The organism is Paenibacillus sp. DMB5 (assembly GCF_001517085.1).
Taxonomy (GTDB): Bacteria; Bacillota; Bacilli; order Paenibacillales; family Paenibacillaceae; genus Paenibacillus_AQ.
The window spans coordinates 35,483-52,530 of the sequence record NZ_LRAC01000127.1 but is presented as its reverse complement, the minus strand read 5'-3'; the positions used below and the strand labels follow the sequence as shown (position 1 = coordinate 52,530).

The 17,048-nt window shown below is 53.2% G+C and carries 13 protein-coding genes and 2 pseudogenes; 1 reads left to right on the top strand and 14 read right to left on the bottom strand.

What is annotated here, in order from left to right; genetic code table 11:
- Window positions 1-7: 7 nt before the first annotated feature.
- Window positions 8-1,105, bottom strand: coding sequence for an NADH:flavin oxidoreductase (locus AWJ19_RS17645; RefSeq protein ID WP_068725690.1), 1,098 nt, complete (start codon window positions 1,103-1,105; stop codon window positions 8-10).
- Window positions 1,106-1,343: 238 nt separating this feature from the next.
- Between AWJ19_RS17645 and AWJ19_RS17640 the strand changes: the two genes are divergently transcribed.
- The gene (locus AWJ19_RS17640) at window positions 1,344-1,937 is read left to right on the top strand and encodes a TetR family transcriptional regulator (RefSeq protein WP_082707969.1); all 594 of its coding nucleotides are present in this window, start codon (window positions 1,344-1,346) and stop codon (window positions 1,935-1,937) included.
- Between the two features lie 51 nt (window positions 1,938-1,988).
- On the opposite strand, the gene AWJ19_RS17635 is transcribed toward AWJ19_RS17640, so the two are convergent.
- From AWJ19_RS17635 to AWJ19_RS17580, 13 genes and pseudogenes are all read right to left on the bottom strand, one after another.
- Complete coding sequence (locus AWJ19_RS17635) at window positions 1,989-2,846, bottom strand: MetQ/NlpA family ABC transporter substrate-binding protein (protein ID WP_068725688.1); 858 nt, start codon at window positions 2,844-2,846, stop codon at window positions 1,989-1,991.
- Between the two features lie 81 nt (window positions 2,847-2,927).
- Window positions 2,928-3,590, bottom strand: coding sequence for a methionine ABC transporter permease (locus AWJ19_RS17630; protein ID WP_068725686.1), 663 nt, complete (start codon window positions 3,588-3,590; stop codon window positions 2,928-2,930).
- On the bottom strand, window positions 3,590-4,345 hold the full coding sequence (locus AWJ19_RS17625; RefSeq protein WP_082707968.1) for an ATP-binding cassette domain-containing protein: 756 nt from the start codon (window positions 4,343-4,345) through the stop codon (window positions 3,590-3,592). Before AWJ19_RS17625 ends, AWJ19_RS17630 begins: the two co-directional genes overlap by 1 nt.
- A gap of 1,106 nt (window positions 4,346-5,451) precedes the next feature.
- Window positions 5,452-6,462 (bottom strand): endo-1,4-beta-xylanase, encoded by a 1,011-nt coding sequence (locus tag AWJ19_RS17615; RefSeq protein WP_068725681.1) that lies wholly within the window; start codon window positions 6,460-6,462, stop codon window positions 5,452-5,454.
- A gap of 78 nt (window positions 6,463-6,540) precedes the next feature.
- The gene (locus AWJ19_RS35920) at window positions 6,541-7,329 is read right to left on the bottom strand and encodes a hypothetical protein (protein WP_241781796.1); all 789 of its coding nucleotides are present in this window, start codon (window positions 7,327-7,329) and stop codon (window positions 6,541-6,543) included.
- Window positions 7,321-8,216: pseudogene (locus tag AWJ19_RS17610) on the bottom strand (glycoside hydrolase family 43 protein); the annotation flags it as partial. The gene AWJ19_RS35920 and the pseudogene AWJ19_RS17610, both read right to left, overlap by 9 nt.
- 54 nt (window positions 8,217-8,270) lie before the next feature.
- On the bottom strand, window positions 8,271-9,230 hold the full coding sequence (locus AWJ19_RS17605; RefSeq protein ID WP_128083637.1) for a carbohydrate ABC transporter permease: 960 nt from the start codon (window positions 9,228-9,230) through the stop codon (window positions 8,271-8,273).
- A gap of 3 nt (window positions 9,231-9,233) precedes the next feature.
- Complete coding sequence (locus AWJ19_RS17600) at window positions 9,234-10,208, bottom strand: ABC transporter permease subunit (RefSeq protein WP_068725679.1); 975 nt, start codon at window positions 10,206-10,208, stop codon at window positions 9,234-9,236.
- A gap of 85 nt (window positions 10,209-10,293) precedes the next feature.
- Window positions 10,294-11,996: pseudogene (locus tag AWJ19_RS17595) on the bottom strand (sugar ABC transporter substrate-binding protein).
- A 113-nt stretch (window positions 11,997-12,109) separates the two neighbouring features.
- A complete protein-coding gene (locus AWJ19_RS34165; RefSeq protein ID WP_198536591.1) occupies window positions 12,110-12,496 on the bottom strand; it encodes a helix-turn-helix domain-containing protein in 387 nt (128 codons plus the stop codon).
- Window positions 12,463-13,641 carry a response regulator gene (locus tag AWJ19_RS17590; RefSeq protein WP_082707966.1) on the bottom strand — a complete coding sequence of 393 codons (1,179 nt, stop codon included), beginning with the start codon at window positions 13,639-13,641 and terminating at the stop codon, window positions 12,463-12,465. The genes AWJ19_RS34165 and AWJ19_RS17590 overlap by 34 nt, the downstream gene beginning before the upstream one ends.
- A gap of 2 nt (window positions 13,642-13,643) precedes the next feature.
- Window positions 13,644-15,464 (bottom strand): sensor histidine kinase, encoded by a 1,821-nt coding sequence (locus tag AWJ19_RS17585; protein ID WP_068725677.1) that lies wholly within the window; start codon window positions 15,462-15,464, stop codon window positions 13,644-13,646.
- 20 nt (window positions 15,465-15,484) lie between these two features.
- Window positions 15,485-17,026 (bottom strand): response regulator, encoded by a 1,542-nt coding sequence (locus tag AWJ19_RS17580; RefSeq protein ID WP_068725676.1) that lies wholly within the window; start codon window positions 17,024-17,026, stop codon window positions 15,485-15,487.
- Window positions 17,027-17,048 lie beyond the last annotated feature (22 nt).

Below are 17,048 nucleotides of genomic sequence, written 5' to 3'. Positions count from 1 at the left end.
ACCCGGCTTAAATTAGAACTGCCGCAGCTTCCGGAGTAAACGGCTTAATCTCATCCAGCCTGCCTTCATGCACCTTCTTCGCCCAGGCCGGATCACCGAGCAGCGCACGGCCTACGGCCACCAGATCAAATTCCTGCTGCTTCAGCCGGCTCATTAGCTCCTGATAACCGGGTACGCCGGCCTCCCCGTCATCTGCCATACCGACGGAGCCGACAGCAATCGTCGTCTTGCCGCTGAGCTTCTTCACCCAGCCGGCGAGGCTGAGCTCAGATCCGGCAAATCCAGGCTCATTAAAGCGGCGTGTAGAGACATGGAAGATATCCACTCCCGCTTCAACCAATACGTTCAGGAACTGCTCCAGCTGTTCCGGTGTATCCCACAGCTTCGCTGTATAATCCGCCATTTTCCACTGGGACAGCCGCATCGAAACCGGATAATCCGGCCCGACCGCAGCGCGTACAGCCCGCACAACTTCAGCCGCAAATGTGGTACGCTGCAGATAATCACCGCCGTAACGGTCCGTGCGCCGGTTTGTTTTTGCCCAGAAGAACTGATCAATCAGAAAACCGTGTGCCCCGTGAAGCTCGATTCCGTCAAAGCCAATCCGCCGGGCATTCGCCGCTGCATCCGCAAACGCCTGAATGACCTCGGCAATTTCCTGTTCAGTCATCGGCTCGCCGGCCTGATTGCCTTCAAGGTCCAGTCCTGAGGGACCCAGTGATTTCGCCTGCGGATTAGGCCCGGTACCTTCGGGACGGATCATACCCATATGCACCAGCTGCGGGAAAATAGTGCCCCCCGCTTCATGCACCTGCCGCACCACTCTGCTCCAGCCTGCCAAAGCCGCCTCACCGGACATATCCGGCAATCTGGATTCACTCGCCGCTGCCGGATGGCCGATGACCGCACCCTCTGTAATCACAAGTCCGACTTCATTCCCCGCGCGGCGGCTATAGTATGCGGCTACATCCTCTCCCGGCACACCGTCAGGAGAAAACGCCCGCGCCATCGGCGACATGACAATCCGGTTGGGTATGGTTAATTGCTGAACCTTATACGGTTCAAACAAGGCTTCCAGTGTTTGTGTCTGCTGCTCATTCCTCAATTGTAACGCCTCCCTGATATTCCGGGTCTTCGCCCGGGCTGTTATCCCAAGCCGTTTACGACGGGATATGTAGGCTAGCTTATCAAGCAGACGCTCCCCCTACAACCGACAATCCCGCCGGATTGTTGCTTAAGCGAAGCCCCAGGACAATTGTCGGAGAAAAAGAAACATTTGTTGTCACACGGGCGCATGACTATAATAAGAAGAATCTTTTTACACCAGAAAGGAGTGTTCAGCAATGGCTAATATGCTATCCCCTAACCCTAACGATCCGCGTGTGATCCGGACACGGCAGCTGATTCTGGACGCCTTCCTCCGGCTGCTGAATACCAAGGACTTCAACCAGATTACGATCAGTGATATTACCAGTAACGCAACTATTAACAGGGCTACGTTTTATGCCCATTTTGCCGATAAATACGCGCTGCTTGAAGCTATGCTGTCCAGTGCTTTTACAACCCTGGTCGTCCAGAAGCTTGAGGCAGAAGCCCCGTTAACGGAGCAGACTCTTCTGGAGCTTATCGGAGCCCTGTGTGCTTACCACGAATCAAGTCAGCATTGCGTCAAGAAGTATGATTCCGTAGCACTGTTGATCGAAGAAAATATTAAACTGCAGCTCGAACAGCTCATTCTCAGGCTGCTTGGCAGAACGACAGGCACACCAGTCCAGTCAAAAGCATTAGTCTCCGCCGCAACCCTGCTAAGCTGGTCTATCTATGGTATAACCTACCGCTGGAATCAGGATGGACGGACTGAAGCGCCCGCCGAGCTGGCCAAGCGTGTAAGCCCGTTCATTATCGGAGGAATCTCCCACCTGCATAGTATCACATAAAAAAGAGGCGCCCCGGTGATCGTGCACAGGGACAACCTCTTTGCTTAACTGTTATTCAAAAGCCGGCAGAGCGATCTCTGCATAATTATCTTCCAGGAACTTCTTCACTTCCGGACCGCTGATCCGTTTCGCCAGCTTCTGGATGGCATCGGAATCCTGATTGTCTTCGCGTGCTACAAGAGTAATTGTAAATTCGGAATCCTCACGCTCTGTAATCAGCGCATCCTTCTTCGGGGTCAGGCCGAGCGGACTGGCATAAGCCGGTGTCATCGCTACCAGGTCGCCGTCATCCATCATCCGGGCCAGCATCAACAGATCGACTTCCTCGAACTTGAAGTTCTTCGGATTCTCGGTAATATCCGCCTGGGTTGCTGTAATGCCTACTCCATCCTTCAGCTTGATCAGACCGGCGTCAGCAAACATCTGCAGCGAACGTCCGATATTCGACGGGTCATTGGCCATTACCAGCTTCGCGCCTTCCGGCAGCTCTTCAATGGATTTGTACTTTTTGGAATAGCCGCCGTAGATTGCATCATACACAGGCTGTACCGGAACGAGGTTCGAGCCCTTGCTGTCATTGAACTGCGTCATGTAAGGCACGTGCTGGAAGAAGTTCGCGTCCACTTCCTTGTTCGCCAGCGCCTCGTTCGGCTGCACATTGTCGGACAATACAACGATCTCCATATCCACGCCGTCCTCCAGCAGAAGCGGCTTTACAATATCCAGAATGTCGGTCATTGGAGGAATCAGTGTCGCTACCTTGATTTTTACGGGTTCTGTACTTGCCGCTGCTGTTGCTGCCGGCGCTTCCGTGGCTTCAGCGGCATTTTGAGTATTGTTAGTGTTGTTGCCGCAGCCTGCAGCAATCAGGACGAACAGCATCAGCATTGCAATCATGGACTTTTTCATTTTTTTCAATAACCCCCGTTGTTTATATTTGGATTTCAAAATAGTACAGCCTGCACATTCCGTATTCAGTCTTCCCTTGAATCAGCGCTTATCCAGCAGTCTCGCCACCGTGCTTCCGGTGAACTGGATCAGCTGTACAAGCACAATCATAACGACAATGGCGTAGGCCATCACTTCGTTCTCAAACCGCTGGTACCCGTAACGGATGGCAAAATCGCCGACACCGCCGCCGCCAACCACACCCATCACCGTTGAAAACGAAATAAAGCTGATCGTCGAGGCCGTAAGTCCGAGCACCAGTCCCGACCGCGCTTCCACATACAGGAACTTGAAAATCAGCTCCAGCTTCGACGCCCCCATGGACAAGGCTGCCTCTATCGTGCCTCTGGGAACCTCCAGCAGGGACTGCTCCACCAGACGCGCATAATAGGCAATGGCGACCACGGACAGAGGCACCGTTGAGGCCAATGTTCCGATAGAGGTTCCAACCAGGAAGCGGGTGACCGGAATGAGCGCCACCACCAGCAGCAGGAACGGGAAGGAGCGGACCACGTTAACGATACTGTTCAGCGTCAGCGACAGGCTCCGGTTCTCATAAAGCTGGCCCTTGCGGCAAAAATACAGCACCGTACCCAGCGGAAGCCCGACCAGCAGGGCTGCCAGAATCGAAATCCCGACCATGACAAAGGTTTCACCGATCGACTGCCACATCAGATCCTGGTATTTCAGCATGCTTTCCCACATTATCGCCCACCTGCCTTGCCGGTAATCTGCTCGCGGTAGGAGCCGGAATGCCCCGAAGGCTGAAGGAACCCGTGCTCCTCGCGGGAGAAGGCATCCACGATCCTTCCGTCCTCCATGACGGATACCTCAGTACAGATGCTGCGCACCACATCCAGCTCATGGGTGACAATCACGATCGTAACGCCGAGCACGGAATTAATATGCTTCAGCACGCCGAGGATATCCGCCGTAGTCACCGGGTCCAGCGCGGAGGTCGGCTCGTCGCACAGCAGCAGCTGCGGGCTGTTCGCAAGGGCGCGGGCAATAGCTACCCGCTGGCGTTGTCCGCCGCTGAGCCGGGCCGGATACTGCTCTGCTTTGTCGGTCAGGCCGACAAAATCGAGCACCTCGGTGACCCGCTTCCGGCGTTCGCCCTTCGGCACACGGGCCAGCTCGAGCGGAATCTCCACATTGCGGCTGACAGTAGCATTGGCGACAAGGTTAAAATGCTGAAAGATCATCCCGATCTTCTGCCGCTCCCGGCGCAGCTCTTTCTCTGTTAATGCTGTCAGCTCCTTGCCGCCTGCTGTTACAGTGCCCTTATCAGGTCGCTCCAGCAGATTCATCAGGCGCAGCAGCGTCGACTTGCCGGCCCCGCTGGCCCCGATAATACCGTGGATCGAAGCCGGTTTTACTGTAAGCGATACGTCCCGGACCGCGTGGTGACTGCCTTCCTTCAGTTCGAAGCTCTTACTTACTCCGCTCAGCGCTAAAATCGTATTCCGCCCCTCTCCGGACCTGCTGATAATAAAGCTTGTTCCTCCGTAAAGTGTACTACAACTATTTTAAAACTGTTTTATTAAAAATCTCTTTAAATAATAAGGCATAACCTTCACTGTGTCATCATTTATTTTTAAAATGATATATCAGACCTATGGAAGGATTCCCCTCCTCTAAGCATGTGCGGCTGGAGTTAAAATTATCCTGCTGCATCGGCTGAAGGGGCTTTAATGCATAAATAAGGGGGTTTCCGCACCGCGTGCGCCTCCCGGCGCACGGTCCGGAAGCCCCGGGCGGTGGTCACGCTTCAGTGCGCTGCCCGACTTTATCCGGTGCTTCCACAGCTTATCAGGCCGGTGGCCATTAATCCTTTTCGCTATCTCATCGTCCTGTATATATTCGCTGTGGTTCGCGGGTCGCTAGGGCCCGGCGAAGGGCCAGCGAAGCCGGGGCTGGCGTTTGACGGGAATTATTTCATCAAGGGCTGGCCCGGGAGCGGTGCCGGGGTAATGAAGGGGAGTTTTCCCTTTATTGGCGGGCTCGGAGCCCGGCTTTCGGCGCATTAAAGGGATTTTTCCCTTTCATGGGTGGCTCGAAGCACGCTTTCCGGCCCATCAAAGGGATTTTTCCCTTTCATGGGTGGCTCGGGGCACGCTTTCCGGCTCATTAAAGGGATTTTTCCCTTTCATGATGAGCTGGGAGCGCCGATTTCGGCGCATTAATGGGATTTTTCCCTTTAATGATGGGCTTAATCTGGAGTTTGGCTAAGTATGGGACATTTTTGCCTCTGGTATCGTCCCGCGGGCTGGTTTTAAGTTACTTAACTACATAAACAAAACAGCGGCCCCCATAAACGGGAGACCGCTGCTTAGCTTGTATAGTTACTATACTGAATCCAATGAGCCTCACTCCGAGCAAAGGCGAAACTTAGATTAAACCTATACGTTTGTTAACAAATCCGGATTGCATCTCATTCCGGGAAATATCAGTACATGGGTATTAGTAATTGGATAAGCTCATACTGTTACTTTTACATACCAGTTCTGATTCAAAAGAGAATAGCGCAGCGAAGATAACTCCATTCAATCGGCTCCAATACAACTCAGCGGCTGCGCACAGCAAGCCGTTCAAAAGCGGGCTTCGGCCTGTGCTGTTCATCGAACAGGAACGGCCAGTTTTTACGTCCGCGGACAGGAAAATTGTCCAGCCACGTGTAGTCGTCCGCAGCTCCCCAGAAGGTGACGGACGAAATGACCTGCCGGTATTCCCGGAGCAGCCGGAATACCGCGTCATACCGCTCAGCCTGGAGCTCAAGCAGCTCCGGCGGCGGGGTTGCCAGGTCCGTCCGCTTATCGTCGAAGCGGAACAGGGACATATCCAGCTCGGTAAGCTGCAGCTGCAGCCCGAGCGAAGCGTACCTCTCGATCGCTGCCCGGATGTCATCCAGCGCAGGATCGTACAGATTCCAGTGCGCCTGCAGGCCGACACCATGGACCGGCACCCCCTGATCCAGCAGCGACTTGAGCAGGGTATAGATTTTATCGCGCTTGTGCGGATGCGATTCATTGTAATCATTGTAGAACAGCAAGGCCTGCGGATCAGCCTCATGAGCATATTCGAACGCTCGCGCAATGAACTCCGGCCCGGCAATCTCCAGCCATTTGGATGACCTCAACAGCTCCGGGCCTTCATCGGCAATCACCTCGTTAACCACATCCCAGGCATAAATCTGTCCCCGGTAACGTCCAACAACCGTATCGATGTGCGACTTCATACGCGCCAGCAGAAGCTCCTTGCCTAACGCCGTACCAGCTCCGTCCGTAAACAGCCAATCGCTCGTCTGGTTATGCCACACCAGTGTATGACCTCGCATCGCTAGCCCGTGCTTCCGGGCAAAAGCCGCCAGCTCGTCCGCCTGATCAAAGGTGTATACCTCCTCCTGCGGATGCACACTCTCAAACTTCATTTCATTCTCGGCAGTGATACTGTTGAAATGATACGCCAGCAGCTGCTCCTGGGAACGGATCGTCAGCGGGTTTACCGCAGCGCCGATTTTGAAATCATCAGAGAACATGTCCTTTAACGCAGGTCCGCTGAAGCAGTTATCTCCCATCCAAAAACCTCCCACAAAAAGGTTTACTCCAATACCCTCAGCCTTCGCTTCCATGCACAGATACGGGACACCGGCCTCTTAAGACTGCCATGCAAACCAGTCAAAATAGGCAAATCCCGGCAGCTCCCGCCCGTTGCCCGCCGCATACATGCCGACCACTACTCCGGTAAAAGCATTTCCTTCTGCCGCCTGCGGTGACAGCTCATAAGCCTGGCCTGCAGCCAGTCTGGTCCACGCCTCACCGTCCATGGAATACAGCAGACCGTACTCTTGGTAATCCGCGGCAATTTTCAGAAAAACTCTGCCAGCGGACCCGCTTACCGGAACCTCCGCCGCCAGCCGGGACTGGCCTTGCACCGTCAGACGCGCAAACACCAGAGGCTGTCCGTCCCTACGGATCATCCCCACCTCATAATGGGCCCGCTCATTCATTCTGACGCATAATCCGGCTTCCGCACCGTCCTCCTGAGCTTCCAGCTCAAGCAGCGTGCTCCACTCAGCGGCAAACTGCTGCTGCCTGCGGCCGATAAAGGCCGTTTGGCCAATATCGCTGAGTCCGGCCGGCTGGCCCCTCAGCGCCAGCCAGCCCGGACGCTCCTCCAGCGACCAGCTGTGTTCAGCCGGATTCCGCAGGAAGACCAGATCATACGGAAGCACACTGCGGGTAAACTCATGCCGCCCGCCATAACGCCCGGACTCCTGTACGCTTGCCTTCGCGATGCCATCAGAATGCTCAGTGCTCTTCCCCTGTATATCAGCCCATTCATAGCTCTCCTCTGAGGCATCTTCGAATTCACGCTGCCGGCTCCCCGGCTCAACATCCGGTTCCTCTTCACCCGCAACGTAACAAGACCGCTCCACGCACATCTCCAGTCCCACGGTACCATCATTGTTGTCAATCATCGGCCAGCCATCCTCACTCCAGCTCACCGGAGCGAGATACGTCTCCCGGCCAAGTACCCCGTAGCCGTCTTCGCCAAGACGTACACCAAGAAAAACCGCCCACCATCCGCCGTCCGGACCTTCGATCAGATCGGCATGACCCAGATACTGGATCGGATGCCCGATCCCCCTGTGGGTCAGAATCGGCTCTGCCAGCTCTTCAAATGGACCGTACGGCGAGCTGCTGCGTCCGATGATCTCGCGGTGCTCCTTGGCGGTGCCGCCTGAAGCCGCCATGATATAGTACATCCCGTTAATCTTGTATAAATGCGGGCCTTCGAGCCATGGCCCGCGTCCCCGGTCCAGATCACCACGGGTTCAGTCAGCGCAGCTCCGGTGGCAATGTCAATTTCATACTGGATGATATGAGAATCATAGCCTGCCCCCTGCTGGGCGGTCACATAAACCTTACCGTCCTCATCGAACATCAGCGACGGGTCTATGCCGCCGTAAGGAACGGAGACCGGATCGGACCAGGGGCCTGCCGGATCAGCCGCAGTTACATAGAAATTGCCCCGTCCCCGCACATCCGTTGTAATCATATAGAACATTCCGTCATGATACCGGATTGTCGGCGCATAAATCCCGTCAGAGCTGCCGCAATTGCGGATGTCGAGCTGGCTGATCCGGTCCAGCACATGGCCGATCTGCTCCCAGTGAATCAGATCGCGGCTGTGAAACACCGGAACACCGGGGAAATATTCAAAGGTGCTGCAGACCAGATAATAGTCCTCTCCCGCCCGGGTAATGCTCGGATCAGGATAAAAACCCGGCAGCACCGGGTTCGTATACTGTATGAATGACTGCTTCATCTCCATGGGGACAACCTCTCTTTAATTTGTTAAAGATACCTGAAGTCTCAGCCTCTACTCCTTAACACTCCCCACATTCAGGCCGACCACAAAATACTTCTGCATAAAAGGATACACAAGCAGGATCGGTACCGAGGCGACTACTGTAATCGCGGCCCGGATCGACAGCGGTGTCACGAGCGCCCGCGCTGAATCCTGGTCCATCCCTACCCCGGCGGCAACGTTCGGGTTGCTGTTGGAGTTCATCGTCGAGGATAAGAGCTTCATCAGCTCATACTGCAGTGTACTCAGGTGCTGCCGGGAAGAGGTGTAGATAAAGGCATCGAACCAGGAGTTCCAGGCGCCTACCGCAACAAACAGGGCAATGGTTGCAAGCACCGGTTTGCACAGCGGGAATACAACCCGCATGAAGATTTTGAAGTCTCCCGCTCCGTCAATTCTTGCCGACTCCATCAGGCTTTCAGGAATGGTACCGATATAAGTCCGGATAACAATCATATTAAAGGCGCTGATCATCGACGGGAAAATATAAACCCAGAAGCTGTTAATCAGGTTCAGATCCTTGATCAGAAAGTAGCTCGGAATCAGACCGGCGCTGAAATACATCGTCAGCACGAAGACCACCGTAATCGGCTGGCGGAAGACATATTCCCTCCGGCTCAGCGTGTAGGCCAGCATCGTCGTCAGGAAGATATTCAGCACTGTCGACAGCACCGTCCGCGCTACAGAAATCAGAAAAGCATCATAAATCGTGCCGGAGGCAAAGATCGCCTTGTAATTCTGGAAAGTCCAGGCCCGCGGCCATAAGTAAATGCCGCCGCGGATCGTGTCATTCCCCGCGTTAAACGAAACGGCAATCGTATTCAGGAAGGGATATAGGGTGACAACTACAAGGCAAATCATAAACACGGTATTAAAGGTGGTGAACAGCACAGGCTCCAGCTTACCTTTACCGATGCTTCTTCTCACCGTCATCCCTGTTTTCTGCCCGGGGCTAATCTGCCGGTTATCCATCATTTATAACAACCTCTCTTCCCCAAGCCGCTTGGAAATGCCGTTCGCCATAAGCAGCAGTGTTACGCTGACAACCGTTTTGAAAATACCGCCCGCGGTTGCGAGGGAATAGTTGCCCTGTGCGAGACCGTATTTCAGTACAAAAATATCAATGGTTTCTGCCCAGTCCACAACCAGCCCGTTGCCGAGCAGATACTGAACTTCAAAGCCTGCCTCCAGCACATGCCCGATCGACATAATCATCAGGATGACGATGGTTGCCTTGATTCCGGGCAGCGTGACAAACTGCATTTTTCTGTAACGGCTTGCCCCGTCGATCTCCGCAGCCTCATACAGCGCAGGGTCGATTGACGCAATTGCCGCCAGATAAATAATCGTATTCCAGCCGACTTCCTTCCACACATGGGAGGCGCCGACAATGCCCCAGAAGTACTTGCCTTCACTGAGCCACAGAATCGGCTCCTTGATCAGGTGCAGCTTCATCAGCACAATATTTACAATTCCGTCATTGATTGACAGCGAGGTCGCCACAATGCCGGTAACGATAATCCAGGACAGAAAATGCGGCAGATAAGAGATGGTCTGTACCGTTCTTTTCCACAGCACATTTTTGATTTCATTCAGAAGCAGTGCCAGCACAATCGCCGTTACAAACCCGAGCACCAGGTTAATGATCCCCATGGACAAGGTATTGCGCAGCACACGCAGGAAATTGTCGTCGGTAAACAGAAATTTGAACTGCTTGAAGCCTACCCATTCCTGTTCACTGAAGGACTTGGCAGGCCGGTAATTCTGAAAAGCCATGGTCCAGCCCCAGACGGGCACATAGGCAAAAAGAATAATGTAGAGCATTAAAGGTACTGACATCCAGATCAGCTGATTCTGGCTTTTGATCAGCGACCAGGTAACCGGCCGCTTCTTCTTTTTACGGCGGTTGGAATGCCGGACGGCTATTTCTGTTTCTAAGGTCTCAGCCATAGTAATTGTCTCCCCGCTCCATCGTTTATTGGAGCAGGCGGAAGGCCGGAACGGCCCTCCGCCTGCTGGTTCACTGCGCCTTCATTTACTTGCTCCAGTTGTCAATTCTCCATTTAATCTGCTCATTGATTTTGTCTTCGTAAGCCTTCACATTGGCTTTCTTGATCTCTCCGACATAATCGGTCCACACAGAATCGAATTCTTCCGGACTCGCCAGAATCGCTTTAGGCAGGAATTTGGTCTGCAGTTCAGTTAATTTGGTGTTGGCTATCTTGGCATCCGAGCCTTCAATCAAATCAATGGACCAGGCCGGGTAGTAGATCGGATTGGCAGGCGGCTCACTGAAGAAGTCCACATAAGTATCGAAGCCGTAAGCATCAAGAACTTCTTTATCGAAAGGCTTCAGCCCTGCTTTATACTCTTCCGGCTGTGCTGCCGCGTCGGTAGAGTTGCCGTCACTGAAGCTTCCCTCCGTCTTAGGCAGGAAGTCAAAGAGAGCCTTGGCTTTATTGGCCAGCTGCCAGGTAGCATCGGCCGCATTGTCGCGCTGTTCCTGTGTTCTCATGAATCTGCCGTTCTCTACGATATAATCCTCGCCCTCAATACCCCAGGAGAAGGTCTTCTGCCAGTCTTCCTGAATCAGGGTGTCAAGCAGCTTGATAATTTTCACCGGATCTTTGGCGTTGATACTGATACCGAAGCCGTTATTAAGGTTCAGAACGGCAAGGTCACGGTAATAGTCTTTGGTAGCCTTATCGTATACGAGCGGGAGCCCCACGTAGGTACGTTCGATTTTGCCCTGGGTGGTCAGGGAATCCTCGGCCGCATTGAAGTTCCAGTGCTGGTCGAACATACCCAGAACGGTTCCGCTGGACAGCTTCGCCATATACTGGTCGTAGTTCTGCACAAAGGTCTCTTTATCGATCAGACCCTTTTGATTGATTTCATTAAGCTTCTGGTAGTATTTTTTGGCATAATCCTTGTCTGCAAAAATCTCGGCTACACCGTCTTTGACCACGACCCCGCCGTCATTCGGGTGTCCGATCAAGTGCTGAGGCGCATTGAACAGCCCCCAGTTTTTCCAGTCATAATTCAGAATTTCGAAGCCGATGGTCGGACTGCCGTCAATTTTCGGATACTTCTCTTTGTATTTCTCAATCAGGTCAAAGTACTCATCGAGTGTCTTGACCTGCGGATAGCCGAATTCCTTGAGCACTGCCTTCTGAATCCAGAAAGCCGGGCCTGAATACCAGGAGCTGTTCACTTTGCCGTTGTATACCCCATAGTTAGGCAGGATATAGATGTGCCCGTCATTAGGGTCCTTCATCATGTTCCAGTAATCCGCATAATGCGCTTTCAAATTCGGAGCATGCTCTTCAATCAGGTCTTCGAGCGGAATATAGGCACCCGCGGCAGTCAGCTTCGTATTTCCTGTCATCATATCGGGATAATCCTGGCCGGCAATCATAACGCCCAGCTTCTGGTTAATGTCGCCTGCCAAAAATTCGAAATTGAAGCTGGCGCCCGTTTCATCTTTGATTTTCTTGTAAATTTTGTTGTCCGGTGTCGGCTGCTGGCCGGCTTGACCCAGAAATACACTGATATTGAACGGTTCAATTTTGTCGCCTGTGTCCGCAGCTCCTGCGGTTTGTGCCGCACCGGTCTCTTCGGCTTTGGCATTATCCTTGGTATTGCTGTTGTTATTGCCGCCGCAGCGGCGAGTGCAAAGCTCAGGGATAACAGCGTGATCAATGAAACCTTGAACGTCCGTTTTGACTTGCCCCCCATAAAGCACCTCCATATTTTTGGTTACGCTTTTTTGTAAGCACTTACATTAATAAATTATAGAGGTGATCCTTAGCTCTAAATACAGCTGAATTAAAGGTGTAACCCCAAAAACTTTAGGACTTTGCCTGCCGGTATTCATTCGGGGACAAGTGCATTTTCTTCTCAAACTGCTTCAGGAACTGCCCGTAATTGGCATATCCCACCCTTTCTGCAATTTCCGACAGCTTAAGCGTACGCTCCTCCAGCAGCCTTGCCGCTTCCTCAATCCGCAGATTATGAAGCAGTTCATTAAAGCCGATTCCGTTCTTCTTGATCAGAAGCTGGCCCAGATAGACGGGGTGCAGGTAAAAGATTTCCGCCAGCCTCTGAATCGTCAGGCTCTCACGGTAGTGCTCCTGAACATACCGGTTAATATCCCGGACAACATCCTGAGATCTGTTGCCCCGCTCCTGCAGCAGAAGGCGGATCACCTCCTCGGCAAAGGCCAGCAGATATTCCATAAGTCCGCCAAGTGTAAGCATGTGGTAATTAAAATCGCCGGCGGCTCTGTACCCTTCCTCTGCAGCTGCCCGGCCTCCGGAGCCGGTACAAGCTCCCTCATTTTGTAGACCAGGTGAATCACGAATTTCTTTACTGTGTCCGGAGACACCAGCTTCTCACGGAAGCTTGATGCCGCAGCTTCAGCCTCCCGGCGGAAGCCGGGAAGATCCAGCGTATTCACAAACCCGATCAGCACATCTGCCAGCCGGATATGATCGTAATCTCTGCTTAAGGGCGTATCGCGGATATCGTGGAACATCAGCAGCCCGGCTGAAGGTTCGCTGTAGAAGCAATACTGCAGGGCCTCCTTTGCCCTCAGATAGCTCCCGGCAATGCTGCTAAGTTCCGGTATGCTGTCCCCGGCCGCGATAAACAAGGGGATGCCGGGACAAGCCTGCCGCAGCTCCTCCGCAATCCTTGCAGCTGCTGTGTTCCCTTCCCCGGGAGCAGTACTTCCGTAAACAACTGCACAGGTGTATGCCTCAAGGTCAGCCAGCACCATCCCGGCTTCCCCGGCAGACATGGCGGCCGCTTTCCCCCTGACTTCGGTATAGTTCAGCGGATCAGTCTGAATAAGAAGGACGTTCCAGCAGCTGAACCCGGCGGACAGCGCAGCAGCTGAACCGCCATCCAAAGTCCCCTCCGGTTTACCGTAGAGCAGTCCTTTGATGACTGCAGCCGTTTCCTCCAAGGCTGCAAGCCTCCCCATCTTCCGGCTGTGCTCCTCCCGCTCCAGTTCCCGGTACATCTCCCGCAGCTCCTCTGCAGCCTCCTCCGGAAAAAGCGGCTTCAGCAGATAGTGATGAATGCCAAACCGGATCGCAGTCTGGGCATACTCGAACTCGCTGTAGCCGCTGAGAATAGCAAACTTGGTGTCTCTGCCTCCTGTCTGCTGCCAGGCATCTACCATCTCAAGGCCGTTTAACAGCGGCATATTCACATCCGTAATGACCAGATCTGGCGCAAGCTCCCGGATCAGCTGCAGCCCCGCCTGTCCGTTGGTGCAGGTTCCGGCAATCTCAAACCCGAGCGCCTGCCAGTCAATCCACAGCTGCATCGCTTCCAGGGCACTTGGCTCATCGTCAATTAACAGCACTTTATACATTTTCACTGCTTCCCCTCACCTCCGGGCGAATGAATCCTCTCCAGCAGCTTCAGCGGTATTCCGAACGAAACCGCTGTCCCTTCATCCGGCGTACTTATCATCTCAAAGGTCACCTGATCGGCATAATACAGCTCCAGTCTGCGGTATACGTTGCGCATTCCGATATTCAGGCTGGAGGAATCCTCCGTGCGGATATTGTTCAGCAGCTCCTTTAGCTTCGTCGCCTCCATGCCCTTGCCGTTGTCAGAAATAGTAATTTGCAGGCGGTCTTCCCGGACTCCCGCCCTTATCCGGATTACACCAAGGCCCTCTATGGCCTGCAGGCCGTGCTTGCAGGCGTTTTCGACAAGAGGCTGCATGCTCAGCTTCGGTATTTTGTAAGCCAGAGCCTGCTCTTCTATTTCGAATTGATAATCGAATTTGTCACGGAACCTGAATTTCTCAATCTTCAGATACATTTCGATAAACTGCATTTCCTCCTGGAGCGACACCAGGTCCTCCTTCGACCGGAGCAGCCTGCGCAGCAGCCTGGAGAGGCTTTTGATAATATCCGTCACATCATCATATTTGTTCTTGGTGCAGACCACGAGAATGGCATTCAGCGTATTGAACAGGAAATGCGGATTCATCTGGCTCTGCAGAAAATTCAGCTCAGCCTGTACCCGCTCCATCTCAAGGTTCTTGCTCTGGATTTCCAGCTTGTACACATCGTTAATCAGCGAATTGATCCGCGAGGTCATCCGGTTGAAATTATGAATCAGTCCGCCGATCTCATCACGGCCCTCGTCAATCCGGATCAGCTCGAACTTCTCGTTGCTCACCTTCTGCATATGGCGGGCCAGCCGCTTCACCCGGTAATTGTAGGAGCGCAGCATCACATAGATGAATGCCGAAGTCAGCAGCGTGACAGTGGTCGCCAGCACCGCTGCATACAGCCGGATATCCAGAACGGCCTGGGCAATCCGCTCTCCCTGCGTTATGCCGATAATCCGCCAGCCCTTAAGATAGTTGGCCGTACCGATAGGCAGGATATGCACCTCCTGTTCCCCGTCCTCCGGCTGCGTAAACAGCGGGTAAGGCTCATCCGTTACATGCTGATATCCGCTTGCTTCTGACATGACGATCTGATTCTGCTCATTGACCAGATACAGGCTGAGGTAATCCTTTTCCCGGACAATGATGTCGTACACTTCACTGAGATCGAGATCGATCCGCGACAGCTTTTCATACGTTCCAAACGAACTGTAGTGATCCATCCAATCAATGATGCTCAGCATCGGTGTGGTCGAGTTAGTGTTGCTGTTCTCGCTAATCCGATAGGCGGTTACAACCACCTGGTTGCTTGAAGACTCAGCTTGCCTGTACCAGCCGCTTGTCCGGATTTTCGCATTGATAGCCTGATAATTGCCCCCTGATACAATGGACTGGTTGGCAGTAAATACCGTAATCCGCTCAATCTGGTTGTTCACAGGCATATAGCTGTTCAGCCGGTCACGCAGCTCCTCATCATAGGCCCCGTAAAAATCAATGGAATCCCTATACGGCCGGTCCAGCATTTCATACAGGTTCTTGTCTGTGGACAGGGTGTAGCTGACGGCAACCCCGCCCTCGATGAAATCATGAATGTCCTTCCTTGCCCGTTCCAGGGAAATCTCCAGGTTCTGCTCTTCCCTTGACTTGATCAGATCTGTAATCCGGCCCAGTAACACAAGGTTAATAATCATGATAGGCAGAAGCACGCCGACGATATAGATCAGGTAAAACTTGTAATTCAGCGGAATGTCATTGACGATATTGGTGAAGCGGAATCTTTTTTTGAGCATGGATTGTGCACCCGGCTTTCCTAGAGCTGCTTGCTATGGTCAGAGTTCTTGTAGACAGAGGGCAGAACACCCGTGATTCCCTTGAATTTATCGATAAAATAATCCGTGTTGCTGAAGCCGACCTGTGCAGCGACATCGGAAATTTTCAGCTCCGTCCGCTTCAGCAGCGCCTTGGCCGCTTCAATTCGTTTAACATTCAAATATTCGCTGAAGCTGCGTCCGGTCTCTTTGCGGAATAGCTGGCCCAGGTAGGCCGGGTTCATATGAAACTGCCGGGCCAGATCCTGAAGCTGCAGCTTGCTGCGGAACTCCTGATCCACATACCGGATGACATTATAGATGGTGTTACCCTCATTTGCCTCCTGCAGCTGTGCCAGATAATCCGCCGCTGTTCTGCAGAGACCGCTTACATAAAGGCTTAACCGGGAGTAATCACCGAGGTCTCCCAGACTCCCGTATTTTGCCTGGTGCCCGTTCATCATGGTGCCGGGTTCTCCGTTATGCTCTGCCACCAGCCGGCACAGGGTCATTTCCAGATGGGCGATGCCGGCCTGAACAGCTTCCACAGCAGACAATTGCCGGGCATAGGACATGAAGATATCCTGTACACAAGATTCAATCTCCTCCGGATCACCGGCCATTACCTTTTCCGGCAGCTTGGCAAAAGCCGTCTGCTCCCGGCTTGCCTCTGTACCGCATTTCTTGAAATCACAATGGAAGAACACTCCGCCCTGCTCTTTGCCGAACCTGAGCTTCCACATTTCCAGCAGCTGCAGATAAATGTCCTTTAGAGATTCAATACCTGTCATCCGGTCAGTGACCATTACCGTTACCGGCTGCTGCAGCAGCCCCGTTAGCTCCAACTGAAGCTGCCGGACACCGTCCTTCAGACTGTCCCTTGAAAGGCCTGCTGACTGCAGCAGCAGACCGGTCCGCCCGGCACTGTCCTGGAAGCTGCTGTACACCAATTCCGGGGTGAAGAAAGATTCCACCGCATCCAGATGTGCCGCTGCTGCAGGCGGATCAATCAGAATGCCCAGCAATTCTGTATCTCCGCTAAGCTTCATCAGGTTAGCGGCCATCATGCGTAAGTCTTCCTCGTTCTCCCCCAGAATCAGACGGCTTAGCATGCCGCCGATAATGAGCGACTGCTTTTTTTGGCGCTCATCATTGGAAGCGATTTCACTTTGTATTAAAAGGCTGAGCTGGCCCAGGAGAAGTTCCAGTTCCTCCTCATCGACCGGCTTAAGCAAATATTGCTCCACGCGCTCGCGCAAGGCCGTTCTGGCGTACTGGAAGTCATCGTATCCGCTCAAAATAATAAACCGGGGCGGCCTTGCCATCGTTCCATTTACTCTGGAAATCAGCTCCAGCCCGTTAATAACCGGCATATTAATATCGGTCAGTACAAGATCAGGCTGATAGCGCTCAATCATTCGCAGCGCATCCGGCCCATTCATGGCTTCACCGCACAGCTCGAAGCCGTACTTTGCCCAGTCCACCATTGTCCGCAGCCCTTCCAGCACCCATGGCTCATCATCCACAATAATAGCCTTCAGCATGACCGCATCCCTCCCTCATTGA